At 70.5% G+C, this 20,819-nt stretch carries 24 protein-coding genes; 15 read left to right on the top strand and 9 right to left on the bottom strand.

All coding sequences use genetic code 11. From position 1 onward, the window contains the following. Positions 1 to 223: 223 nt before the first annotated feature. From ACFXC1_RS18225 to ACFXC1_RS18250, 6 genes are all read left to right on the top strand, one after another. Positions 224 to 649 carry an STAS domain-containing protein gene (locus ACFXC1_RS18225; RefSeq protein WP_381243840.1) on the top strand — a complete coding sequence of 142 codons (426 nt, stop codon included), beginning with the start codon at positions 224 to 226 and terminating at the stop codon, positions 647 to 649. A 126-nt stretch (positions 650 to 775) separates the two neighbouring features. Beyond that, positions 776 to 1,762 carry a GAF and ANTAR domain-containing protein gene (locus ACFXC1_RS18230; RefSeq protein ID WP_381243842.1) on the top strand — a complete coding sequence of 329 codons (987 nt, stop codon included), beginning with the start codon at positions 776 to 778 and terminating at the stop codon, positions 1,760 to 1,762. Positions 1,763 to 1,861: 99 nt separating this feature from the next. Continuing rightward, positions 1,862 to 2,578, top strand: a complete 717-nt coding sequence (locus ACFXC1_RS18235; RefSeq protein ID WP_381243843.1) for an ANTAR domain-containing protein — start codon at positions 1,862 to 1,864, stop codon at positions 2,576 to 2,578. Between the two features lie 508 nt (positions 2,579 to 3,086). Continuing rightward, positions 3,087 to 3,455 (top strand): STAS domain-containing protein, encoded by a 369-nt coding sequence (locus tag ACFXC1_RS18240; protein ID WP_381243844.1) that lies wholly within the window; start codon positions 3,087 to 3,089, stop codon positions 3,453 to 3,455. 64 nt (positions 3,456 to 3,519) lie between these two features. Next, entirely contained in the window at positions 3,520 to 4,281 is a 762-nt protein-coding gene (locus ACFXC1_RS18245) for an ANTAR domain-containing protein (RefSeq protein ID WP_381243845.1), read from the top strand. Continuing rightward, positions 4,278 to 5,045 carry a GAF domain-containing protein gene (locus ACFXC1_RS18250; protein ID WP_381243847.1) on the top strand — a complete coding sequence of 256 codons (768 nt, stop codon included), beginning with the start codon at positions 4,278 to 4,280 and terminating at the stop codon, positions 5,043 to 5,045. The genes ACFXC1_RS18245 and ACFXC1_RS18250 overlap by 4 nt, the downstream gene beginning before the upstream one ends. Positions 5,046 to 5,116: 71 nt before the next feature. On the opposite strand, the gene ACFXC1_RS18255 is transcribed toward ACFXC1_RS18250, so the two are convergent. Both ACFXC1_RS18255 and ACFXC1_RS18260 read right to left on the bottom strand, forming a co-directional pair. Continuing rightward, complete coding sequence (locus ACFXC1_RS18255; protein WP_381243849.1) at positions 5,117 to 5,434, bottom strand: DUF5994 family protein; 318 nt, start codon at positions 5,432 to 5,434, stop codon at positions 5,117 to 5,119. A gap of 42 nt (positions 5,435 to 5,476) precedes the next feature. Then, positions 5,477 to 6,478: an acyl-CoA desaturase gene (locus ACFXC1_RS18260; protein WP_381243850.1), complete on the bottom strand. Its 1,002-nt coding sequence runs from the start codon at positions 6,476 to 6,478 to the stop codon at positions 5,477 to 5,479. Between the two features lie 173 nt (positions 6,479 to 6,651). On the opposite strand from ACFXC1_RS18260, the gene ACFXC1_RS18265 reads away from it, so the two are divergent. Continuing rightward, positions 6,652 to 7,284: a DUF5994 family protein gene (locus tag ACFXC1_RS18265; RefSeq protein WP_381243852.1), complete on the top strand. Its 633-nt coding sequence runs from the start codon at positions 6,652 to 6,654 to the stop codon at positions 7,282 to 7,284. A 141-nt stretch (positions 7,285 to 7,425) separates the two neighbouring features. On the opposite strand, the gene ACFXC1_RS18270 is transcribed toward ACFXC1_RS18265, so the two are convergent. The 3 genes from ACFXC1_RS18270 to ACFXC1_RS18280 form a co-directional block, all read right to left on the bottom strand. Beyond that, entirely contained in the window at positions 7,426 to 7,902 is a 477-nt protein-coding gene (locus ACFXC1_RS18270; RefSeq protein WP_381243854.1) for a GNAT family N-acetyltransferase, read from the bottom strand. Further along, positions 7,899 to 9,149, bottom strand: coding sequence for an MFS transporter (locus ACFXC1_RS18275; protein WP_381243856.1), 1,251 nt, complete (start codon positions 9,147 to 9,149; stop codon positions 7,899 to 7,901). Before ACFXC1_RS18275 ends, ACFXC1_RS18270 begins: the two co-directional genes overlap by 4 nt. A gap of 134 nt (positions 9,150 to 9,283) precedes the next feature. Beyond that, on the bottom strand, positions 9,284 to 10,219 hold the full coding sequence (locus ACFXC1_RS18280; protein ID WP_381243858.1) for an aminoglycoside phosphotransferase family protein: 936 nt from the start codon (positions 10,217 to 10,219) through the stop codon (positions 9,284 to 9,286). On the opposite strand from ACFXC1_RS18280, the gene ACFXC1_RS18285 reads away from it, so the two are divergent. Further along, positions 10,218 to 10,871 (top strand): rhomboid-like protein, encoded by a 654-nt coding sequence (locus tag ACFXC1_RS18285; protein ID WP_381244308.1) that lies wholly within the window; start codon positions 10,218 to 10,220, stop codon positions 10,869 to 10,871. The two genes, ACFXC1_RS18280 and ACFXC1_RS18285, sit on opposite strands and share 2 nt — an antisense overlap. Positions 10,872 to 10,880: 9 nt before the next feature. After that, positions 10,881 to 12,299 carry an NAD(P)/FAD-dependent oxidoreductase gene (locus tag ACFXC1_RS18290; protein WP_381243860.1) on the top strand — a complete coding sequence of 473 codons (1,419 nt, stop codon included), beginning with the start codon at positions 10,881 to 10,883 and terminating at the stop codon, positions 12,297 to 12,299. Between the two features lie 527 nt (positions 12,300 to 12,826). Here the strand turns inward: ACFXC1_RS18290 and ACFXC1_RS18295 are convergent. Next, a complete protein-coding gene (locus ACFXC1_RS18295) occupies positions 12,827 to 13,792 on the bottom strand; it encodes a zinc-binding dehydrogenase (RefSeq protein ID WP_381243861.1) in 966 nt (321 codons plus the stop codon). Between the two features lie 83 nt (positions 13,793 to 13,875). Here ACFXC1_RS18295 and ACFXC1_RS18300 point away from each other — a divergent pair, with 83 nt between their 5' ends. After that, positions 13,876 to 14,556, top strand: a complete 681-nt coding sequence (locus ACFXC1_RS18300) for a pentapeptide repeat-containing protein (RefSeq protein ID WP_381243863.1) — start codon at positions 13,876 to 13,878, stop codon at positions 14,554 to 14,556. A 37-nt stretch (positions 14,557 to 14,593) separates the two neighbouring features. On the opposite strand, the gene ACFXC1_RS18305 is transcribed toward ACFXC1_RS18300, so the two are convergent. Beyond that, positions 14,594 to 15,094, bottom strand: a complete 501-nt coding sequence (locus ACFXC1_RS18305) for a hypothetical protein (protein WP_201055965.1) — start codon at positions 15,092 to 15,094, stop codon at positions 14,594 to 14,596. A 48-nt stretch (positions 15,095 to 15,142) separates the two neighbouring features. Further along, positions 15,143 to 15,562: a hypothetical protein gene (locus ACFXC1_RS18310; RefSeq protein WP_381243866.1), complete on the bottom strand. Its 420-nt coding sequence runs from the start codon at positions 15,560 to 15,562 to the stop codon at positions 15,143 to 15,145. Positions 15,563 to 15,603: 41 nt separating this feature from the next. Between ACFXC1_RS18310 and ACFXC1_RS18315 the strand changes: the two genes are divergently transcribed. Further along, positions 15,604 to 17,016 carry a M1 family metallopeptidase gene (locus ACFXC1_RS18315; protein ID WP_381243868.1) on the top strand — a complete coding sequence of 471 codons (1,413 nt, stop codon included), beginning with the start codon at positions 15,604 to 15,606 and terminating at the stop codon, positions 17,014 to 17,016. A gap of 21 nt (positions 17,017 to 17,037) precedes the next feature. Here ACFXC1_RS18315 and ACFXC1_RS18320 read toward each other — a convergent pair whose 3' ends face one another. Beyond that, positions 17,038 to 17,541 (bottom strand): MarR family winged helix-turn-helix transcriptional regulator, encoded by a 504-nt coding sequence (locus ACFXC1_RS18320; RefSeq protein WP_317881579.1) that lies wholly within the window; start codon positions 17,539 to 17,541, stop codon positions 17,038 to 17,040. 124 nt (positions 17,542 to 17,665) lie between these two features. Between ACFXC1_RS18320 and ACFXC1_RS18325 the strand changes: the two genes are divergently transcribed. The 4 genes from ACFXC1_RS18325 (at position 17,666) to ACFXC1_RS18340 (ending at position 20,797) form a co-directional block, all read left to right on the top strand. After that, positions 17,666 to 18,328 (top strand): nitroreductase family protein, encoded by a 663-nt coding sequence (locus ACFXC1_RS18325; RefSeq protein ID WP_381243870.1) that lies wholly within the window; start codon positions 17,666 to 17,668, stop codon positions 18,326 to 18,328. Between the two features lie 99 nt (positions 18,329 to 18,427). Continuing rightward, complete coding sequence (locus ACFXC1_RS18330; protein WP_381243872.1) at positions 18,428 to 19,111, top strand: phosphoribosylanthranilate isomerase; 684 nt, start codon at positions 18,428 to 18,430, stop codon at positions 19,109 to 19,111. Between the two features lie 115 nt (positions 19,112 to 19,226). Further along, on the top strand, positions 19,227 to 19,892 hold the full coding sequence (gene upp, locus ACFXC1_RS18335) for a uracil phosphoribosyltransferase (RefSeq protein WP_381243873.1): 666 nt from the start codon (positions 19,227 to 19,229) through the stop codon (positions 19,890 to 19,892). After that, entirely contained in the window at positions 19,889 to 20,797 is a 909-nt protein-coding gene (locus ACFXC1_RS18340; protein WP_381243875.1) for an EamA family transporter, read from the top strand. The genes upp and ACFXC1_RS18340 overlap by 4 nt, the downstream gene beginning before the upstream one ends. Positions 20,798 to 20,819: the final 22 nt, after the last annotated feature.

Consider the following 20,819-nt stretch of genomic DNA (forward strand, 5'->3'; position numbering starts at 1 on the left):
GCAGTTGCTGAACTCAGATGGCTGCGGGGGGCGGACGCTTCGTCTGTCACCCGGCGCATCCCTGGAGGGAACCGGGTTGATCCTCTGTCCTGCCGCGCAGGCTGTTGGACCGGCCGTCGCTCTGCCTCCGCCGAAAGTACGCCCCAGCCGGGAGCGCGCCCAGGGAGCCGGAACTCCGGCACCACCGCACCCGCTGCCGGATGGTCTTCCGAACCGAGGCGCCATGCCCCTGCTACAGCTCACCGTCCACCACCATGACCGAACGACCCGGGCGCTGATCACCCTGGCCGGTGAGATCGACCTCGAATCCGCGCCGTTGCTGCGTGTGTCGCTGGAGCGGTGCATGCGCGACGGTATCCGCGCCGTCGATGTCGACCTCGCCCGCGTCACCTTCTGCGACTGCAGCGGGCTCAACGTGTTCCTCCGCGCGGCAGAGCAGACCGCAGCGCTCGGCGGAACCCTGCGACTGCAGCATCCGCCGGCCATCCTGCTGCGGATTCTCGACGTCGTCGGCGACGGGTTCCTGCTCCTCGGCCCTTCGTCCGGCCGTCCGCCACCTCCTCGCGCGGACACCCAGGCCACACCTGTTCCGGGCCCGGCGCACCGTTCCGTGCGGCTGGCGTCCGTCTTTTCGGGAGACACGCGATGACGGCCGACCGCCGGCGCCGGCGTGGCCTCGGCCGTCGTGTACGGGAGGGGCTGCCGGCCGGCCGCCTGGCATCGTCCGGCGCCGCGTCGGCGGACCCGGTCACGATGCCTGCGGGCGGTGGCCCGGGTGGGGTCTGACAGCCGGTCGGAGCGTATCCAGGTGCTGGTGGCCGAGCAGGCGGCCCGGCGCGGTGTCCGGGTCGGTGTGGTGGACGTGTGCACCGCGGCCGTGGCCGCGCTGCCGGTCGGCGGGGCCGGACTGTCGGCGATGTCCCCGGCCGCGCCGAGCCATCCGCTGTGCAGCACCGACGACATCAGCGAGCAACTGGAGGAACTCCAGCTCACGTTGGGCGAGGGGCCGTGTGTGGATGCCTTCCGGCACGGCTCGGCCGTCCTGACACCCGATCTGCTGACCCGTGAACTCCAGGACCGCTGGGTGGTGTTCGCGGACGCGGCCCTGGAAGCCGGGGCACGCGCGGTGTTCGCGCTCCCGCTCCAGATGGGGGCGATCAACCTGGGAGTTCTGGATCTGTACGCCCAGGTTCCGGTCCGGTTGGACGCGGAGGAACTGGCGGACGCGCTGGCGTTCGCCGATCTCGCGACCCTGGTGCTGCTCGACGCGCGCATCGACGAGGCGGGCGGTCCGCGCGACGGCCCCGTCGAGGACCTGGGCGCGTACCGGGCGGAGATCGACCAGGCGAGTGGCGTCCTGACCGTCCAGCTCGGCGTCGGCATCGAGGAGGCCTTCGTCCGGCTTCGCGGTCATGCCTTCGCGCAGGGACGCCGGCTGGCCGAGGTCGCCGCGGACGTGGTGGCCCGGCGGCTCCGTTTCTCACCGGACGCGGAGCCGCACGCGGAGCCGGATCCGGACGCGGACCCGGACGCGGAGCCGGACCCGGACACGGACCCGGACGCGGAGCCGCACGCGGAGCCGGACGCGGAGCCGGATCCGGACGCGGACCCGGACACGGACACGGACCCGGACGCGGACCCGGACACGGACACGGACCCGGACGCGGAGCCGCACGCGGAGCCGGACCCGGACACGGACCCGGACACGGACGCGGACCCGGACCCGGACGCGGACCCGGACCGGACCGACGAGGAAAACTGACGCAACCTGAGGAAACCTGACGCACGGGTGCCGTCCGAGAAACGCGCCGTACTTCCCGCCCCTCCGGGCCGGGACCAGTCCCAATCGAGGGTGCCCACGATGGACCAACAGCTCCTGGCCAAGACCTTCGTCGAACTGGCCGACAATCTGGTCGCCGACTTCGACCTCATCGATTTTCTGCGCCTGCTGACCGATCGCTGTGTGAGCATGCTCGACGCGAGCGCCGCAGGCGTGCTGCTCGCCGACCGGGACGGCAAACTCCGCGTCATGGCCGCCTCCGACGAACAGGTGCGGCTGCTGGAGCTCTTCCAGCTCCAGAACGACGAGGGCCCCTGCCTCGACTGCTTCCACACCGGCGCACCGGTGATCATCCACGACCTGACCCGGGAGATCGACCGCTGGCCGCGGTTCGTCACGGCGGCCCACCGCAGCGGATTCGGGGCCGTACAGGCCCTGCCCATGCGACTGCGGGAGGAGACCGTGGGCGCCCTGAACCTCTTCCGCGCCGCACCCGGCCCCTTCGACCCGGTCGCCACGCCCGTCGCCCAGGCCCTGGCCGACGTGGCCACCATCAGCCTGCTCCAGCAGCGCTCCAGCCTGCGCAGCACGGTCCTCAACGAGCAGTTGCAGGCCGCGCTGAACAGCCGGGTGCTGATCGAACAGGCCAAGGGGAAGCTCGCCGAACGCCAGGGCATCGACATGGAGCAGGCGTTCAGCGCCCTGCGTGCCTACGCCCGCGCCCACAACCGGCGGCTGTCCGACGTGGCCCGCGCCTTCGTCGACGGCTCCGAACTCCTTGCCGGTCTGGGGGTCTGACCCACGCCCCGTCAGGGGAGCGGGCACCCGCACAGGTCACCCCGGCGTTCGCGGTCCCGGCGCTTCTGGTAGTCCCGGTAGTCCCCCCGAGATCGGAACCGCTCTCACGCCACCCACCGGAGGGGGTGGAGGAACCCGAAGGCGAACAGGACCAGGACGAGGACGATGAGCAGGACGAACACGACGGGTCTCCCGGGAGCTGGACTCAGCATCGATACCGGGGACTTGGGCCTGACTTCAGAACGTAGTCCTGTCCCAAGGCCGTGGATACGGTACGACGTCAGACGTTTGCACCTTCGCCCTCGAATCCGTCAGGAACCGACCAGGGACGACACCTTCGGCCACTTCCACGCGTACCTGGAGTGAGGGCTGCGGGCCGCCCCCTGTACGGCAGTACCCTCGTCGTACGGTCAGCCCGTGCCCCCGGCCCTCTCCGTAGCGTCCGTTTCCGCGCAACAGAGGCCCTGCGCAAGGCGAAAGCCCCCCGGTGGCAGAGGAGTCGGGTCATATGGACCCCCATTCCGACCTGTTCGACGAATTGCGTGTGGTCACAGCCGGCGGCGAGCTGGACCTGATGACCGTGCCGGCCTTCGCGCGTGATCTGGTGGACGCCCGGCACGGCGGCGGGCGGCTGCTCCTCATCGTGGATCTGCGCGGTGTCACCTTCATGGACGGCAGCGTCCTGGAACCGCTGTGCGCGGCGCGGAAGGACTGCCATGAACGGCTCGGACAGCTGCGCGTCGTGTACCACCTGCCGGGCGCGGGTCTCGTGTTCCGGGCCGCCGGTCTGCGGGACTGGTTCCCGCGGTACGCGAGCACCCACGACGCCCGGCACGACGTACGCGCGGACCGTGCGACGGCGGACCGGGCCCCGTAGTGTTCGGGGCAGGCCGGGTGACGCCCCACCCCGAAGTGACGCGGCCCGCGCGGGACGGAGACGGGTGATCAGTGACGGCATGGCCGAGGTCCTGCGGTCGCTGCGCCTCGGTGAGGACGGTGACCCCGCCCGGGCCTGTGCGCGGGCGCTGGGTGCCGCGGGCGTCGCGCTGTCGCTGCTGGTCGGTGCCGAGCGGACGGCCGAGCCGCTGTGGCACCACCCGGACCTGAGCGCCCGGTTCGAGGAACTCCAGTTCACGCTGGGGGAGGGCCCGGGGCCGGAGGCGGTCCGTACCGGTTCGCCGGTGCTGGAGCCGGACCTGGCGCGGGTGCGGGCCGAGCGCTGGCCCGCGCTGCTGCCGGCCGCGCGCGACCTGGGCGTGCACGGCGTGTGCTGCTTCCCGCTGGGCGTCGGGGCGATCCGGGTCGGCGTACTGACCCTCCTGTGCGACCGCGAACGGCGGCTGAGCGGGCAGCAGTACACGGACGCCGCCGCGCTGACCGCCGTACTGACCGGCGGTCTCCTGAACCGTGACCGACGCGGCGAGGGCGGGGACGGGGGCGGGGACGGCCCGGGGCTCGGCGCGGTCCTGGAGCCTCCCTCAGTGCTGAGCCGTGCGGTCGTGCACCAGGCCACGGGGATGATCAGCGCCCAGCTGGACGTGTCCATACAGGAGGCACTGCTGCGCCTGCGGGCCCACGCGTACGGCAGTGAGCGGCCGCTCGGCGATATCGCGGCGGATGTGGTCGCCCGCAGGCTGCGCTTCAACGACGACTTGGACGACGATGTAAGCGGGCCGAACTCGCCCGACGGTGGAAAGGGATGATTGCCATGGCCCGCGAACGACGTCTGGCCGAGATCTTCGTGGAGGTCGCGGACTCACTGGTCGAGGACTTCGATGTCATCGACCTGCTGCACCGCCTCTCCGCGCGCTGCGTGGAACTGCTGGACGTGTCGGCGGCCGGGATCCTGCTCGTGGACGCGCACGGCGAGCTGCAGATCATCGCCGCCTCGGACGAGCACACCCGCCTGCTGGAACTCTTCGCGCTCCAGCACGACCAGGGTCCGTGCGTCGAGTGCTACCGCACCGGTGCCGCCCGCACCAACATAGACCTGAACCGGGCGGAGACGACCGCCGCCTGGCCGCGCTTCGCCCGGCAGGCCCGCGCGACCGGGTACGTGACCACGCACGCCATTCCGCTGCGGCTGCGCAACCGCGTCGTCGGCGCGCTCAACCTCTTCCAGACCACCGCGCACCGGCTCGGCGACGACGACATCGCGCTCGCCCAGGCCCTCGCCGACGTGGCCACCATCGCGATCCTGCAGCAGCGCACCCTGGAGCAGTCCCATGTCGAGAACAGCCAGCTGGAGAACGCGCTGACCAGCCGCATCCTGATCGAACAGGTCAAGGGCTTCCTGGCGGAACGCTGGAACACCTCCGTCGACGACGCCTTCGCCGCCTTCCGCGGCTACGCCCGCTCCCGTCACCTGCGGCTCTCGGACCTCGCCGCGGAGATCGTCTCCAGTGACTTCGACACCAGGGCCATCCCGGCGCCGGCGGTGGCTCAGTCCGGCGACCAGGTCGGCTGACCGGTGACGGCGGTGGCCATGAGGGCTTCGGCCGCTTGCTCGGTCGTGTCCGGCGGCACGACCAGGAGATCTCAGCGGCCCTGGCCGGGTGAGAGCAGGACGATGGTGTGCGGGGCGGATTCGACCTGGGTCCCGCGCAGCCGTACGACCTGCTGGGAGACGAGCAGCCGGCCGGGCACGGCGGACCATGCCGACCCGTTGACCGTGGCACTGGTGATGCGGCCCCACCGACGGGGCAACCCGGCCAGCAGTCCCGGGAGTTCGGCCGGCAGGTCGTACGAACGGGGCCACCACGCGCCGTCGATGGCCCGCGGCAGGTTCCCGTGGGGTGCCAGCCGCAGACGCAGGACGGGATGCGAGGGAGGCGGGGGCTGCAGCACGGTGGTCATGAGGCTCCTGCCAACTGCCGTACGTGGAAGAGCGGTTGGGTGTCAGGCGCGGCGGGCGGTGATGCGGTCCGGGGTCGGCCAGTGGACGTCGTGGACCCAACCGGCGCGTTCGAAGAGGCGGATGACGGCGGCCGACGGGTCGATCTGGCCGCGGTCGACGCCGTGCCGGGCGCTGGTGGGGTCGGCGTGGTGGAGGTTGTGCCAGCTCTCGCCGAAGGAGAGCAGGGCCAGCGGCCACAGGTTGGTGGCGCGGTCGTGGCGGCGGGTGCGGAAGGGGCGCTCACCGATCATGTGGCACAGCGAGTTGACGCTCCAGGTGACGTGGTGGAGCAGTGCGATACGCACAAGTCCCGCCCACAGCAGGCCCGTTACGCCGTACAGCCAGCTGCCGCCGATCGCCCAGCCGAGCCCGAACGGCAGCGCGAGGGTGAACAGGCACAGCCACGGGAAGGCGCGGGAGACGGCCCGGATGTCGGGGTCGGCGAGGAGGTCGGGGGCGTAACGCTCCGGCAGTGTCTGCTCGTTGCGGAACAGCCAGCCGACGTGGGCGTCCAGCAGCCCGTGCAACTGGCCCCACAGATGGGTGCCGTAGCGGTACGGCGAGTGCGGGTCGCCGGGCCGGTCGGTGAAGGCGTGATGGCGGCGGTGGGTGGCGACCCACCCGATGACGTCGCCCTGGAAGCTCATCGACCCGGCCACCGCGAGCGCGATGCGCAGGGGACGGTCGGCCCGGTACGAGCCGTGGGTGAGCCCGCGGTGGAAGCCGACCGTGACGCCGAGGCCGGTGATCGTGTAGAGGACGACCGCGAGCACGATGTCGACGGGGTGGATGAGTCGCCCCCACAGCAGCCACCCGGCCAGGCCGAGCCCCACGAACGGCAGCACCACGATCGCCGCCGTGATGCTCACGTATATCCGCGCGGCGCCGTCGCGCACGGGCGGCGGACCGTCCTCCGGGAACGGCGAGGTGCCGTCGTAGGCCGGGGGCGGCGGGTCGGTGCCCGCCGGGACGCCCGTCGTGGACGGGGTGGAAAGGATCGACATGGCGGGACTCCTCGGCCGTCGGTGCGGATGGCGCGGCCGGGGTCACGGGCTGCCCCTGGGAAGGGAACGCGAGGACAGGACGCCGGACCGGACACCGGCACGTCAAGAGCCCTCGGTTACTCCACCGTACTCCCGTACGGTCCGGAACGGACCCGGCCGGAACGCGGAGTACCGTGGACAGTACCGAGGGCACTTCGCACACCGGCCTCCGCACCGGGTCGTCCTCGGCGAGTGACGAAACCCGTGCTGCCGCAGAGGCGGCCCGGAGACGGGTCCGCATCATGTCGGCGACCGTGCAACCCACCCTCCCGCGCCCCCGGCCCGCCGCGGCCCCGGCCGCCCGGCTCGCCCTGAAGAGCGACGGCGCCGCCACCGGCCTCCTGGACGGCGCCTGGTGGCCCCGCTCCCGGGACCTGCTGAGCGAACTGCCCTCCCTGACCGCCGTGTTGGACCCCCTGTGGGGCCGCATCACCCGCGTCGCCGTCAACCCGACCTACTGGCCGGACATCCCCCGCAAGGTTCCCGTGGCCGGTCATGTCGTCAAGGCCGGCTGGTTCACGGAGTTCGACCCGCACAAGCTCCTGCTGCTCTCCTACGGCAACGGTCGCCGGGACCTGCTGATCATCCCGCCGGAGACCGGTGCGGAGTCGGCGGCCCGGCTGATGGCCGCCGCGTCCGCCCACGACGGCCCGCAGCTGACCGCGAGCGCGTTCATCGCCGCGGACGAGGGCCGGGACGAGAGTCGGGACGAGAGCCGGAACGGCGCCGCCGGGACCGTCGTGAGCGCCTTCCCCGTCCACGGCTGAGTCGAGCCGGGGCCGGGGCCGGCTGCGGCCGGCGGATGCGGGGATCCCGGACTTCGGGGAGCACAGGCGGGTGCCCGGGCTGGGCCGGGACGAGTTGGCGCGGCTCGCCGGGGTGATGCGTTCGGCTTTCTGCCAGTGCGTTCAGGTCCCGGCCAGTGTGGTCAGCGCGTCGTCCGTCAGCCGGTACACCGTGCACTCGTCCTGGGGACGGGCGCCCAGTGACTCGTAGAAGGCGATCGACGGGGTGTTCCAGTTGAGGACCGACCACTCCAGGCGTTCGTAGCCGCGGGCCGCGCAGATGCGGGCGAGCTCGGTGAGGAGGGCCTTGCCGTGGCCGGTGCCGCGGGCGGTGGGGCGGACGTAGAGGTCCTCCAGGTAGATGCCGTGGACTCCGCGCCAGGTCGAGAAGTTGAGGAACCACAGGGCGAAGCCGACCGGTTCGCCGGTGGTGTCGTCGGTCGCGATGTGGGCGTAGGCGCCGGGGTGTTCGCCGAAGAGGGCCTCGTGGAGCTGTTCCGGGGTGGCCCTCGCCTCCTGGGGTTCCCTTGCGTGGGCGGCGAGTTCGCGGATCAGGGCGTGGATGACGGGGATGTCCGTGGGGTTCGCGGTGCGGATCATGCGGAGAGAGTAGAAGACGGGCTCGGGTCCGTGTCCCGCTCCGCGGGCTCGCGGCGGGGGAGGAGGAGGGGGCTGGCCAGGAGGAGGACTCCGGCCAGTGCGATCGCGGTGCGGGGGGTCGTGGCCGCGGCCACCCATCCCCACGCGGCCGTCGTCAGCGCGATCGCCGCGCTGGTGCTGACCGACCACGCGGTGAGGGTGCGGGCCACGCGGTCGGGGGCGGTCTGAGTGAGGCGGGCGGTGGCGAGGAGGGGGTTGAAGACGCCGATGCAGGTGACCATGGCGAGTTGGAGGGCGGCGACGAGGAGCATGCCGGGGATCCCGGGGCCGACGAACGCCAGTCCGAGCGGCCAGCACGCGCGCAGCGCCCCGGAGGTCAGCAGCACCCTTCGCTCGCCGAACCGGGCCGCGAGCGGGCGCGCGAGGCGTGAGCCGATGAAGCCGCCCGCGCCGGAGGAGGCCGCGAGCGCGAGCGCGAACTGCCAGGGCGCGAATCCGAGACGGCCCAGCAGGAGTACGGCGAGCAGCGGCTCGGACGCCATGATCAGGCCGTTGACCGTCATCGCGTTGAGGAGCAGGGGGCGCAGGGTGGGGTGGGCGAGGATGTAGCGCCAGCCGTCCAGCAGGTCGCCCGCGCGCAGTCGGGGTGCGCCGGTTCGCTCCGGGCGCGGTTCCGTTCCGCCGATGGCTCGGATGCCGAGGGCCGAGAGCAAGTAGCTGGCCGCGTCGGCCACTACGGTCGTCACCGGGCCGAACAGGCCGATCGCCGCCCCGCCGAGCGGGGGGCCGAGCATGGTCGAGGTCCAGGTCGTGGACTCGAAGCGGGCGTTCGCCACGAGTAGGTCCTCGGGCGGGATGAGGGACTTGAGATACGACCCGCTCGCCGCGTTGAACGCGATGTTCGCGGCGGCCACGGTGATGGAGACGAGGAGGAGTTGGGCGAAGGTCAGCGCGCCGAGCGCGTACGCGACGGGGATGCTCAGCAGGCCCGCGAAACGGGTCAGGTCCATCGCGATCATCACCGGCCGTTTGCGGCGGAACTCCACCCAGGGGCCGAGCGGCACCGCGATCAGTGAGCCCACCGCCCGGCCCGAGGCGGCCAGTACCGCCACCTGGGTCGGGCCGGAGTGCAGTACGCGGATCGCCAGCACGGAGAAGGCGCCGAAGCCCAGGCCGGTGCCGTACGAGCTGACCGCGAACGCCGCCCACAGCCAGCCGAACTGCCGGCCCAGCGCTCGCCTCGCCACCTGCACTCCCTCTGCCGAAGTCCGCCGGACAACCCCTCGTTGACCTCAGCGATCCAAGCGAGTGCCTCCACCACTGGTCAAACAACCGACCCGCCGCACAGCCACAACCAGGGGTTGTACCGAGTGGTGGCCGGTCAGCCGCGTAGGCGGCGGGCGATCTCCAGGTGGTCCGGTGCCGGTTGTCCGCCGGACTCGATCGACCACAGCGTGTTCTGCAGTACTCGGCCCAGCGTCCAGGCCCGCGCGCGTGCCCTGTCGATACCGATCACGTCGGTCATCGCGTCGAAGCGCCAACGGATTTCGTCGGGGTCGAAACGGTTGTCCAGGGCCGGGAAGAGTTCGAAGCCCGGGTCGCCCGCGAGTGGTTTGGGGTCGATCGCCAGCCAGGGACCGCGGTCGTCATGGGTCGCGTCGGCTACGGCCAGGACGTTGTCGTAGTGCAGGTCCCAGTGCAGCAGCCTGTCGCCCGGCTCGGTCGCCACCTCGCGTACCGCCGCCGCGCAGTCCTCGATCAGGTGTCGGTCGGAGGGGGCCGGGATACGGGGGAGGGCGGCGGGGGTTCGTTCCAGCATGGCCGTCGTCAGTGTGCCGAGGCGTCGGTGCAGTTCCGGTGGTGCGGATACCGTCGTCAGGCGGGCCAGGAGGCGCGCGATGACGAGGGTCGCGGCGCGGGTGTCCGGTTCGTGGGTGAGGGCGCGGGTCGCGTCGAGGCGTTCCAGGAGCAGGGTGCCGGTCGTGGTGTCGTACTTCAGGAGTCTTACGGCGCCTTCGCCGGCCCAGGTGCGCAGTGCGATCGGTTCGCCTGCCGTCTCGTCGTCCAGGTACTGGAGTTTCAGCGCGGCCCGGCTTCCGTCGGCGCGCAGTACGGGCAGGACCAGGGCGCACATGCCGTAGTGGGAGGGGCCGTCGAGCCGTAGTGACCAGCGGGAGAGGAAGTCGGCCGCCCGGTGGGGGAGCTCGGCGATGAAGGCTCGGCCCGCCTCGCCGTTGAAGCTCTCCTGGGAGAGGGCCAGCCCGGCCGGAATGTCGATCACGCCTCGGACGATACTTGCGTGCGTGAATCGGCTCATGCGAATTATCCGGGGCCTCCACAGGGTGTGGACTTACGTCCGCAGCGCTCCCGGCACGTATGTCTGGCTGGGGATTCTCTTTGTCACCACGGTCGCCATGCACCATATGTCGCCGGATTTCGAGCAGGACTTCCTGCGGCAGCGGTCCACCAACATCCACGAGCTGTCCAACAACCCGGTGCGGGTGCTGTTCGCCAGCGCGATGTGGATCGACGGGGGGCGCTGGCTGCCGTACGCCGTGCTCTACACGGTGTTCCACGCGCAGGCGGAGCGGTGGCTGGGGACCGCGCGGTGGCTGATGGTGTGTGTGGCCGCGCATGTGCTTGCCTCGCTGATCAGCGAGGGGGCGCTGTTGTGGGCCGTGAAGAACGGGATGGCGCCGCAGTCGTCTGTCGACACCCTTGACATCGGGGTGAGTTACGCGCTGGCGGGGGTGGTGGGGGTGCTGGTGTATCGGATCGCTGCCCCTTGGCGGTATCTGTATCTGGTGGTTGTGGTGGCCGTTTACGGGGTGCCCTTGGCCACCCATCGGACGTTCACCGATCTCGGGCATTTCACCTCCGTGGCGATCGGTCTGGCGTGTTATCCGCTGGTCAGGGGGTGCGGAAAAGCATGGAATCCGAAGGAGACAGTGGCCGCCTTCAGGGGTTAGCGTCCGGATATGAGCAGCTCGGCAAGCGGTTCGGTCAGCGGTGTCGTGAACGGTGGCGTTTCCTTCTGGTACGCGGACGACGGGCTTCCCTCGCGGCGGGAGCCTCTCGGTGGTGACGCCTCCGCCGACGTCGTCATCGTGGGTGGCGGGTACACGGGGCTGTGGACCGCTTATTACCTGAAGCAGGCCGATCCCTCTCTTCGAGTCACCGTCCTGGAGCAGAAGTTCTGCGGTTACGGCGCCTCGGGGCGGAACGGTGGGTGGCTGTACAACGGGATCGCCGGGCGGGACCGGTACGCCAGACTCCATGGGCTCGAAGCCGCCGTACGGTTGCAGAAGGCCATGAACGACACCGTTGCCGAGGTCGTGAAGGTCGCGGAGGCGGAGCGGATCCAGGCCGACATCCATCGGGGTGGCGTCCTCGAAGTCGCTTGTACGCCTGCGCAGTTGGCTCGGCTGAAGGCCTTTCACGAGCACGAGCTGTCGTACGGCGAGAAGGATCGCGAGTTGTACGGCGCCCGTGAGACCGCAGAGCGGATTCGCGTTGCGGACGCGGTCGGGTCCACGTGGACTCCGCACGGGGCTCGGTTGCATCCGGTGAAACTGGTGAAGGGGCTGGCGGCGGCCGCCGAGGCGTTGGGCGTAGTCATTTACGAGTCGACGCCGGTGACCGAGATCCGGCCCCGGTGCGCTGTCACGCCTTACGGCAGTGTGCGTGCGCCCTATGTTCTGCGGTGTACGGAGGGCTTCACCGCGAGTCTCAAGGGGCAGCGGCGGACCTGGCTGCCCATGAACTCCTCGATGATCGCCACCGAGCCGCTCAGTGAGGAGCAGTGGGCTTCGGTGGGGTGGGGTGGGCTGGAGACGCTGGGCGATATGGCCCACGCGTACATGTACGCGCAGCGGACCGCCGATGGGCGGATCGCGTTGGGCGGGCGTGGGGTGCCTTATCGGTTCGGCTCCAAGACCGACAACGACGGGCGGACGCAGGCTGCGACCGTCGACGCGTTGCGGGAGATTCTTGTGCGGTTCTTTCCGTCGCTCGCCGGGCTGCGGATCGAGCATGCCTGGTCGGGGGTGCTCGGGGTGCCGCGTGACTGGTGTGCGACGGTGACCTTGGATCGGGCTACGGGGCTGGGGTGGGCCGGCGGGTATGTCGGCTCTGGGGTTGCGACCACCAACCTCGCTGCGCGGACGTTGCGGGATCTGGTTCGGCTGGATTCCGGGGAGGGCGGCGCTACTGAACTCACCCGCCTTCCGTGGGTCGGTCACAAGGTGCGGAAGTGGGAGCCGGAGCCGTTTCGTTGGCTGGGGGTGCAGGGGATGTACGCGACCTATCGTGCGGCGGACCGGCGTGAACTCGGTGGGCATGGTGCGGAGTCGTCTCGGTTGGCGCGGATCGCGGATCGGGTGGCCGGGCGCCATTGAGACCTGCGGGCGTGTGGGTGAGTCGCCTTGCGTTTGGTGTGGGTCGGTGCCGCGCCGGGGGGTGTCCGTCCTCGGAACGGCGCGGAATCGGTCTCGCAAGATTTTGGGGGTGTTGACGCGCCAACCGCTGCGGGCGGACACCCCCCGACACGGCACCTTCGCGCCGTACGCGGCTGATCAGTTCACCGACTCCGCCTCGTTCACCGGTGCCTGTCAGGGCTCGGGCGCCGAAGAGTATGCCGGAGGTGGTGGCCGCGCCGCCCAGTGCGGAGGCGCCGGCGAAGCCGATGTAGGTGGTGATGACCCTCCCCCACTGCCTTAAGGGCGTGGGAGGTGCCCCCAGCGGTTGCCGTCGGACATGCCCAGGTCGTGCTGTGCTGAGGGGAGCGCGATGTTCACCAGGCCCCACCAGCGCCGGGGGTCGGGCTCCGCGGCCGTCGTGCTGGATTCACCTGTTCGGGTGACGCTCATCTGCTCAGAAGACCATGAATCGGGATGTATCGCATCCGCGGGCCTGCTGGGGGTGGTCATGGCTCCAGTACCACCTTTCCGGTCGTCCGCCGGGTCTCTAGTGCGCGGTGCGCGTCTGCCGCGGCGGACAGTGGGAACCGTTGTACGGCCGGGACCAGTCGGCCCTCGGCGGCCTCGGTGAGGGCCCGGAGTTCGAGGGTGCGGATGGGGCTCGGGCCGCCGGCCTTCTGCATCATCGCGGGGCCCAGGACTCGTGTGGATGCTCGTTCGGTTTCGTACGGTTCTCCGCTCGACCAGCCGAAGATGATGTGTTGGCCGGTGGGGCCGAGTAGGGCGGTTGCCTTGCGGGCTACTGTTCCGCCCACTCCGTCGAAGACCGTGGTTGCGTGTCGGCCTCCCAGCCAGGCCTTTACCTTTTCCGGCCACTCCTGGGTTGTGTAGTCGACGGCCAGGTCGGCGCCGTTCGCCCTTGCGAGGGCTGTTTTCTCGGGGCCGCCCGCCAGGCCGATCACTGTGGCGCCGGCGTGTTTGGCGTACTGGACCAGGAGGGTGCCCAGACCTCCTGCGGCGGCCGGGATGATGACCACGGAGTCGCTGCTCAGGTCGGTGAACTGCACGATTCCCATCGCCGTGCGGCCCGTTCCGATCATGGCCACCGCCTGAGCGAAGTCCAGGTTCTTGGGGATCTCGTGCACTCGGTCGACGTCGACCACGGCCGACTCCGCGTAGCCGCCGGGTGCGAATCCGAGGTGGGCCACCACCCGCTTTCCGAGCCACAGGTCGGCGACCCCCTCCCCGAGTGACTCGACGACTCCGGCGACTTCGCGGCCGGGGATCGTGGGGAGGGTGGGGAGTTCGGGGAGCGGGCCCTGTTCGCCTTTCCGCAGGACGGTGTCCAGGAGGTGGACTCCGGCTGCCGCTACGGCGATGCGGACCTGGCCGGGGGCGGGGGAGGGGGCGTCGACGGATTCGTAGGTGAGGTTGTCGGCCGGGCCGAAGGTGTGGAGTCGTATGGCATGCATGGGGGCCACTCTTCGACCTCAAGCGTGCTTGAGGTCAAGGGTCCGCCGGCCTCGTTGTCAGTGGTGGGGTGCAGGATGGGGGCATGGCGAGGAGAGCGGCTGGCGGGACGGGTGGAGTGAAGGGGGCGCGGCGGCCGGAGGTGCGGTTGCCGGCGCTGGAGGCTTACGGCGGTGGGGAGTTGGAGCCGGACGGGGACTACGACGGGCTGGAGATCAGGGACGAGGACTTCGCGGGGCAGGACGGCGGGGGCGCCCGGTTCATGGACTGCGCGCTGACCGGCTGCGCGCTGGACGAGACGCGGCTGCACCACGCGCGGGTACTGGACTCGGTCCTCACCGGCATACGGGGTGTCGGCACGGACCTCGCGGAGTCGACCCTGCGTGATGTCGAGATCGTCGACGCCAGGATGGGGGGTGTGCAGTTGCACGGTGCCGTGCTGGAGCGAGTCGTGATTCGGGGCGGGAAGATCGACTACCTGAATCTGCGCAAGGCGCGGCTCCGGGATGTGGTGTTCGAGGGGTGTGTGCTCGTTGAGCCGGACTTTCTCGATGCCCGGCTGGAGCGGGTCGAGTTCGTGGACTGCGCGCTCAAGGGTGTGGACTTCACGGGGGTGACGTTCACGGACGTGGATCTGCGCGGGGCGGCCGAGCTGGAGATCACGCGGGGCATCGACCGGCTGTCGGGGGCCGTGATCAGCATGGGGCAACTGCTGGATCTGGCGCCGGTGTTGGCGGTGCAGATGGGGATTCGGGTGGAGGGGTGAGGGGCTGGGGGTGCAGCCCCCAGGGGGCACCTACAGCTCACCGCACCCGGGGGAACTTCGCCTGTAGCGTCCAGATCGCCGGGTTCTCGCCGAGCGCGTCGTGCATGTCGACCAGGTCGGCGATCAGGTCGTGCAGGAAGTCCCGTGCCTCGCGGCGGAGTTCGGTGTGCGAGAAGGTCAGCGGTTCCTCGTCGCGCCGCATCCAGTCGGCCTCCACGTCCACCCAGCCGAAGCGGCGCTCGAAGAGCATCCGGTCCGTGGACTCGGTGAAGTCCAGCTCAGCCCGCTGGGGGCGGGACGCCCGCGAACCCGCCGGGTCCTGGTCGATCCGCTCCACGATGTCGCACAGCGCCCACGCGAAGTCGAGCACCGGCACCCAGCCCCAGGCCGTGGCCACCTCCCGGTCCGCCTTGGTGTCGGCGAGATACACGTCACCGCAGAACAGGTCGTGCCGCAGCGCGTGGACGTCGGCGCGCCGGTAGTCGGTCTGCGGGGGGTCCGGGAAGCGGTTGGAGAGGGCGTAGCCGATGTCGAGCACGTGGATGATGGTGTCACGGTTCGGGACGGCGGACGGCGGCTGGGGCGATCACTCACCCGGCCCGGTGGGACTGTCCCCGTTCTTGTCCTGTGCGGCGGCCGCCGCCTCCAGGAGGGACCAGCCGTCGACCTCCACGGCCTGCGGTTCTTCCGGTCGCGGCAGCCGGCCTTGGGCCGACGCCGCGTCGAGCAGGGCGCGGACGGCGCCGGGTTCGTGCAGGTTGAGCGAGGCTCCCCGGACGTACCCCACGTCCCCGGAGCCCAGGGGGGCGCCGCCCGGGACGTACCGCCCCGGTCCCGCGACGAAGACGATGCGCAGTGGTCCACCGGTGCCGGCCGGCTGGGGACGCAGGGTGAGGGTGTGGACGCAGCCCATGGGCTGACCGTCGGTGTGGCTGTGGCGCAGGTTCCAGAGGTAGACGCGTCCGTCGGCGACGAGTCGGCGGGGCTTCTTGGCGGAGCGGGGCATGCAGCCGAGCGTACGAGCACCGGGCTCATAGGATCGCGGACGTGCCCCGATCCGTACCCCTTGTTCCGGCGGTCGTCGCCTGTGCGCTGGCCCTTGCCCTGACCGCGTGCACGGGGTCGGGTGCCCGGGGCACGAGCGGCGGTTCCGGGCTGGGCGACCCGTACTTCCCGAAGGCCGGCAACAGCGGCTACGACGTCACCCACTACGGCCTGACCCTCGCCTACACCCCCGACGCGCCTCGACTGACCGGCACGGCGACGATCACGGCCCGGGCCACCGCCGAACTCTCGTCCTTTCACCTGGACTTCAAGGGCATGACGGTCGAGTCGCTGACAGTGGGGGGACGGGACGCCCGCTGGAGCCGGAGGGGGCAGGAGCTGACGGTCCGGCCGTCGTCCGCCCTCTCCAAGGGCGGGACGTTCGAGACGGTCGTCCGCTACTCCGGCGCCCCGGAGACGCTCACCGATCCGGACGGTTCGGAGGAGGGCTGGCTGCGTACGGCGGACGGTGCGCTGGCGCTGGGTGAACCGGTCGGCTCGATGGCGTGGTTCCCCGGTAATGACCATCCCTCCGACAAGGCGACCTACGACATCGCGATCACCGTCCCCAAGGGTCTGCAGGCCGTCTCCAACGGGGAGTTGAGGACGGAGACGACCAGCGGCAGCCGTACGACGTACAGCTGGCACACCGCCCAGCCCATGGCGACATACCTGGCCACGGTCGCGATCGGCCACTACGACATCACCCGCACCACGATGAGCGACGGCCTCCCCGTCTATGTGGCGGTCGACCCGCAGGAGGCGGCCGCGAGCCGCAAGGTGCTGGCGAAGATCCCCGAGATCATGGAGTGGGAGGAGTACAACTTCGGCCCGTACCCGTTCTCGTCGACCGGTGCGATCGTCGACCGGCGTGGCGACGCGGGGTACGCGCTGGAGACCCAGAACCGTCCCTTCTTTCCCGGTGCCCCGGACACCGCCACCCTCGTCCACGAGCTCGCCCATCAGTGGTACGGCGACTCCGTCACCCCGAAGACGTGGCGGGACATGTGGCTCAACGAAGGGTTCGCGACGTACGCGGAGTGGCTCTGGGACGAGGACCACGGCGGCGACACCGCCCAGGAGGCCTTCGACGCGCTCTACGACGGGACCTACTTCGACGACCCGGCCGAGAGCGAGGCCGTCTGGGCCTTTCCGCCCGCCCGGCCCAGCTCCGCCGCGCACATCTCCGACAGTCCCGTGTACGAGCGTGGCGCGATGGTGCTCCACAAGATCCGGCAGACGGTGGGCGACGCCCGGTTCTACGACATCGTTCAGGGCTGGGCCGCCGCCCACCGCCACGGCAACGCGGACACCGCGGAGTTCACGGCGTACGTGGAGCGGATGGCGCCGGGGAAGGACTTCGGGAGGATCTGGAAGGACTGGCTGTACGGGGACGGGAAGCCGGCGCACGCCTGAACCGGCCTTCGCCGAGGTCGCTCAGCGGGTGTCCCCCAGGGAGATCAGCAGGGTGCGCAGCATCCGGGTCAGCTCGTCGCGGTCGGTGCCCTCCAGGGCCGAGAGGATCTGGATCTGGTTCTGTACGTGGCCTTCCACCACGCGGTCGACGAGGTCGCGCCCGGCGTCCGTGAGCGCGATGTGCAGGCTGCGTCGGTCGCCGGGGACGGAGTCGCGGGTGACGAGGCCGTGGGCGACGAGCCGGTCGACGCGGTTGGTGAGGGCTGCCGAGCCGATCATGACGCTGGAGGCCAGTGCCTTCGCGGTCAGGGGCCGGTCGCTGCGGCGCAGGGTGGCGAGGACGTCGAACTCCCAGGTCTCCATGTCGTACTGGGCGAAGTACTCCTTCAGTCGGGTGTTGACCAGCCGTGAAAGCCGCAGGACGCGGCCGATGGTGCCCATGGCGTCGAGGTCCAGGTCAGTGCGCTGGGCGGCCCACTGGCCCATGAAGTCGTCGACCGCGTCACGGGTGACGGCATCGCTCATGGGGTCACCTCCTGTTCACTATTGCTTCAGCCACATTAATTCGACAACAAACTGTTTGACCGCACCCTAGTCCACGACATAACCTCTCGATGTCAGATAGTTCGACGTCGAAGGACTTGGTCTCATGTCTGTGGAGTCGCTCGCGACGGATCACGCCACGGTGTCCCGGGTCATCCGGTCCCGCCGCAGCATCCGCCACTACCGGCCCGATCCGGTGCCGGCCCCGCTGCTGCGCGAGCTGGTCGAGCTGGCTCTGGAGGCTCCGTCCAGCTTCAATCTCCAGGCCCGGTCCGTCGTCGTGGTGACGAGTGAGGAGGGTCGCCAGGCGTTGACCGAGGCCACCGGGGGGCAGCCGCATCCCCAGGAGGCGCCGGTGACGCTGGTGTTCGTCGCCGAGTCCGGCGCCTGGCGCGAGGACCGCGGTGACGTCTGGGAGACGGCGCGGCGCGGCGGTGCGTGGTCCGAGCGGTTCGCCGCCGCCTCGCCCGAGGACGCGCGTCTCTTCCACGAGGACCTGCGCGAGCGCGGTCTGGAGCGGGAGTACGCGGTGAAGGACGCCATGATCGCCGCTTCGTTCTTGATGGTCGCCGCCGAGGCCGCGGGGCTTGCCACCAGCCCGATGAACGGCTGGGACGAGGACGCGGTCAAGAAGGCCGTCGGCATCGACGGCCGGGACGACCTGCACATCGCCCTGCTCGTCCCGCTCGGCCACCCGGCCGAGTCCCGCCGCCATCCCGGGCGCCGGGACCGTTCGCTGACCTGCTTCAGCGAGACGTACGGCCGCTGACATCGGCGGGGGCCGGGAACGTGGGGCGTTTCCGGCTGTCCGCGGCACACAGATCCACGGCCGACCGAACGGCCGTGACAACAAGGGGGGTTGGTCTTCATGACCACTGTCAACAAGCTCGTCCAGGTCGCCGGCATCATCGACGCCGCCGAAGCCGACATGATCATCGGCGAGGGGGCGGACTGGATCGGGTTCGCGCTGCGCCTGCCGTCCGGGAAGGACGACATCCCGGAGCAGGACGCCGCCGCCATCATCAAGGGGCTTCAGGAACCGCACGCCGGTGTCCTCATCAGCTACCTCACCGACGCGGAGGAGATCAGCGCCTTCTGCCACGAGCTCGGTGTCGTCGCCGTACAGCTGCACGGTGACGTGGAGACCGGGGAGCTGCGCCGGCTGAAGGAGCTGCGGCCGGAGCTGTTCGTCCTCAAGTCGCTGGTCGTCAAGGCGGACAACGCGGAGGAGCTGCTGCGGCTCGTCGACGAGACGCACCCCTTCGTGGACATGTACATCACCGACACCTTCGACCCGCGGACCGGCGCGAAGGGGGCCACCGGGCTCACGCACGACTGGAACGTCTCCGCCGAGCTGGTCCGCCGTTCGCCCAAGCCGCTGATGATGGCCGGCGGGCTGAACCCGGAGAACGTCGGCGACGCGATCCGCGCCGTCCGGCCCGCCGCCGTCGACGCGCACACCGGCCTGGAGGGCCCCGACGGGCGCAAGGACCGGGCGAAGGTCGCGAAGTTCCTGGCGGAGGCCCGGCGCGCGTTCGACGAGATCGGCTGACCGGTTCGAAGACGTCGGGGCGACCGCAGGGCGAGGGGACACCCCTCCGGTCGTCCCGTTCTCCCCGGTCATCTCCGTGTTCCCGTCGATCTCACCGGACCCAGAGGAGTCACCCGTGACCACGGGCCACAATGTGCACCTGCTTCCGCAGACCGACCAGCTCCGCGCCATCCACACGATCATCCGCGACCGGGACTGCCCCCGCGAGGACTTCGTCTTCTACTCGCGGCGCGTGATCCGCCTGCTGCTCGAAGCCGGCCTGGATCTGCTGCCGTTCACCAAGAAGGACGTCACCACACCGGTCGGCACCACCTTCCACGGCCTCGAATTCGCCACGAAGATCTGCGCGGTGCCCGTCATCCGGGCCGGCGAGGCCATGGAGGGCGAGCTGCGCCACGTCCATCCCGGCATCCGGATCGGCAAGATCCTCATCCAGCGCGACAAGCGGACCAAGCTGCCGCACCTGTACTACCAGCACCTTCCGGCGGACATCGCCGAGCGGCACGTACTGCTGCTGGAGCCGATGCTGGCCACCGCCGGCTCCGCGATCGCCGCCATCGACGTCCTGCGGGACGCCGGTGTGCCCGAGAACCACATCATCATGGTCAACTTCCTGTCCTCCCCCGAGGGACTGCGCCGGGTCGCCACCGAGCGGCCGCACGTCAGGATCGTCACCAGCGCGATCGAGGACCGGCTCAACGAGCACGCGTTCATGATCCCCGGCATCGGCGACTTCGGCGACCGGTTCTTCGGCACCACCGACTCCGGAGCCGTCAAGTGAACAGCCAGCGCATCGCGGCGACTTCGGCGGTCACCGCGCTCGCCCCCGCCGTCTGGGGATCCACCTACCTGGTCACCACCGAGTTCCTGCCGCCGGACCGGCCGCTGCTCGCCTCCACCCTGCGCGCGCTGCCCGCCGGACTGATCCTGCTGCTGATGACGCGGAAGCTGCCCAGCGGTGTGTGGTGGTGGCGGGCCGTCGTCCTCGGTGTGCTGAACATCGGCGCGTTCTTCTACTTCCTGTTCCTGGCCGCCTACCACCTGCCCGGCGGAGTGGCCGCCCTGGTGATGTCCATCCAGCCGATGATCGTGCTGCTGCTCGGCTCGCTGCTGCTGAAGGACCGGATCCGGCCGCTGCACGTCGGCTCCTGTCTGCTGGCCGCCGCAGGGGTCGCCCTGCTGGTGCTGCAGCCGCACGCCGGCCTGGACGGTATCGGTGTGATGGCCGGGCTCCTGGGCGCCCTGTCCATGGCCTCCGGCATCGTGCTCACCAAGAAGTGGGGCCGCCCCGACGACGTCAGCCTGCTCACCTTCACCGGCTGGCAGCTCACCGTCGGCGGTCTGGTCCTGCTGCCGGTCATGCTCGCGAGCGAGGACCTGCCGGACCACCTCACCTGGGGCAACATCGGCGGGTACCTCTACCTCGGCGTCATCGGCGCGCTGATCGCCTATGTGCTGTGGTTCCGCGGCCTGTCCCGGCTGCCCGCGCTGGCCGCCTCGTTCCTTTCGTTCGCCTCGCCGCTGTGCGCGACGGTCCTGGGCTACCTCTTCCTCGACGAGACCCTGCGCCCGCTCCAACTGGTCGGCGCCGTCGCCGTCGTGGCCGCCGTCGTCCTCGCCCAGCCACGCAACCGCAGCAAGCCGCCGGCACCCGTGCCGCCCGCGCGCGCTGCCAGCAGAGTCTGAGCGACACACCAATCAATCCGGG

This window comes from Streptomyces hokutonensis, assembly GCF_042751305.1.
In the GTDB taxonomy this organism is placed as follows: domain Bacteria; phylum Actinomycetota; class Actinomycetes; order Streptomycetales; family Streptomycetaceae; genus Streptomyces; species Streptomyces hokutonensis_A.

Bases quoted from the DNA above. Each gene is read 5' to 3' on its own strand.
- ACFXC1_RS18255 (WP_381243849.1), bottom strand. From the start codon at position 5,434: ATGACCACCGTGCTGCAGCCCCCGCCTCCCTCGCATCCCGTCCTGCGT.
- ACFXC1_RS18300 (WP_381243863.1), top strand. From the start codon at position 13,876: ATGGCGAGGAGAGCGGCTGGCGGGACGGGTGGAGTGAAGGGGGCGCGG.
- ACFXC1_RS18250 (WP_381243847.1), top strand. From the start codon at position 4,278: ATGATTGCCATGGCCCGCGAACGACGTCTGGCCGAGATCTTCGTGGAG.
- ACFXC1_RS18270 (WP_381243854.1), bottom strand. From the start codon at position 7,902: ATGATCCGCACCGCGAACCCCACGGACATCCCCGTCATCCACGCCCTG.
- ACFXC1_RS18325 (WP_381243870.1), top strand. From the start codon at position 17,666: ATGTCTGTGGAGTCGCTCGCGACGGATCACGCCACGGTGTCCCGGGTC.
- ACFXC1_RS18290 (WP_381243860.1), top strand. From the start codon at position 10,881: ATGAGCAGCTCGGCAAGCGGTTCGGTCAGCGGTGTCGTGAACGGTGGC.
- ACFXC1_RS18260 (WP_381243850.1), bottom strand. From the start codon at position 6,478: ATGTCGATCCTTTCCACCCCGTCCACGACGGGCGTCCCGGCGGGCACC.
- ACFXC1_RS18295 (WP_381243861.1), bottom strand. From the start codon at position 13,792: ATGCATGCCATACGACTCCACACCTTCGGCCCGGCCGACAACCTCACC.
- ACFXC1_RS18330 (WP_381243872.1), top strand. From the start codon at position 18,428: ATGACCACTGTCAACAAGCTCGTCCAGGTCGCCGGCATCATCGACGCC.
- ACFXC1_RS18225 (WP_381243840.1), top strand. From the start codon at position 224: ATGCCCCTGCTACAGCTCACCGTCCACCACCATGACCGAACGACCCGG.
- ACFXC1_RS18285 (WP_381244308.1), top strand. From the start codon at position 10,218: ATGCGAATTATCCGGGGCCTCCACAGGGTGTGGACTTACGTCCGCAGC.
- ACFXC1_RS18240 (WP_381243844.1), top strand. From the start codon at position 3,087: ATGGACCCCCATTCCGACCTGTTCGACGAATTGCGTGTGGTCACAGCC.
- ACFXC1_RS18280 (WP_381243858.1), bottom strand. From the start codon at position 10,219: ATGAGCCGATTCACGCACGCAAGTATCGTCCGAGGCGTGATCGACATT.
- ACFXC1_RS18235 (WP_381243843.1), top strand. From the start codon at position 1,862: ATGGACCAACAGCTCCTGGCCAAGACCTTCGTCGAACTGGCCGACAAT.
- ACFXC1_RS18310 (WP_381243866.1), bottom strand. From the start codon at position 15,562: ATGCCCCGCTCCGCCAAGAAGCCCCGCCGACTCGTCGCCGACGGACGC.
- ACFXC1_RS18320 (WP_317881579.1), bottom strand. From the start codon at position 17,541: ATGAGCGATGCCGTCACCCGTGACGCGGTCGACGACTTCATGGGCCAG.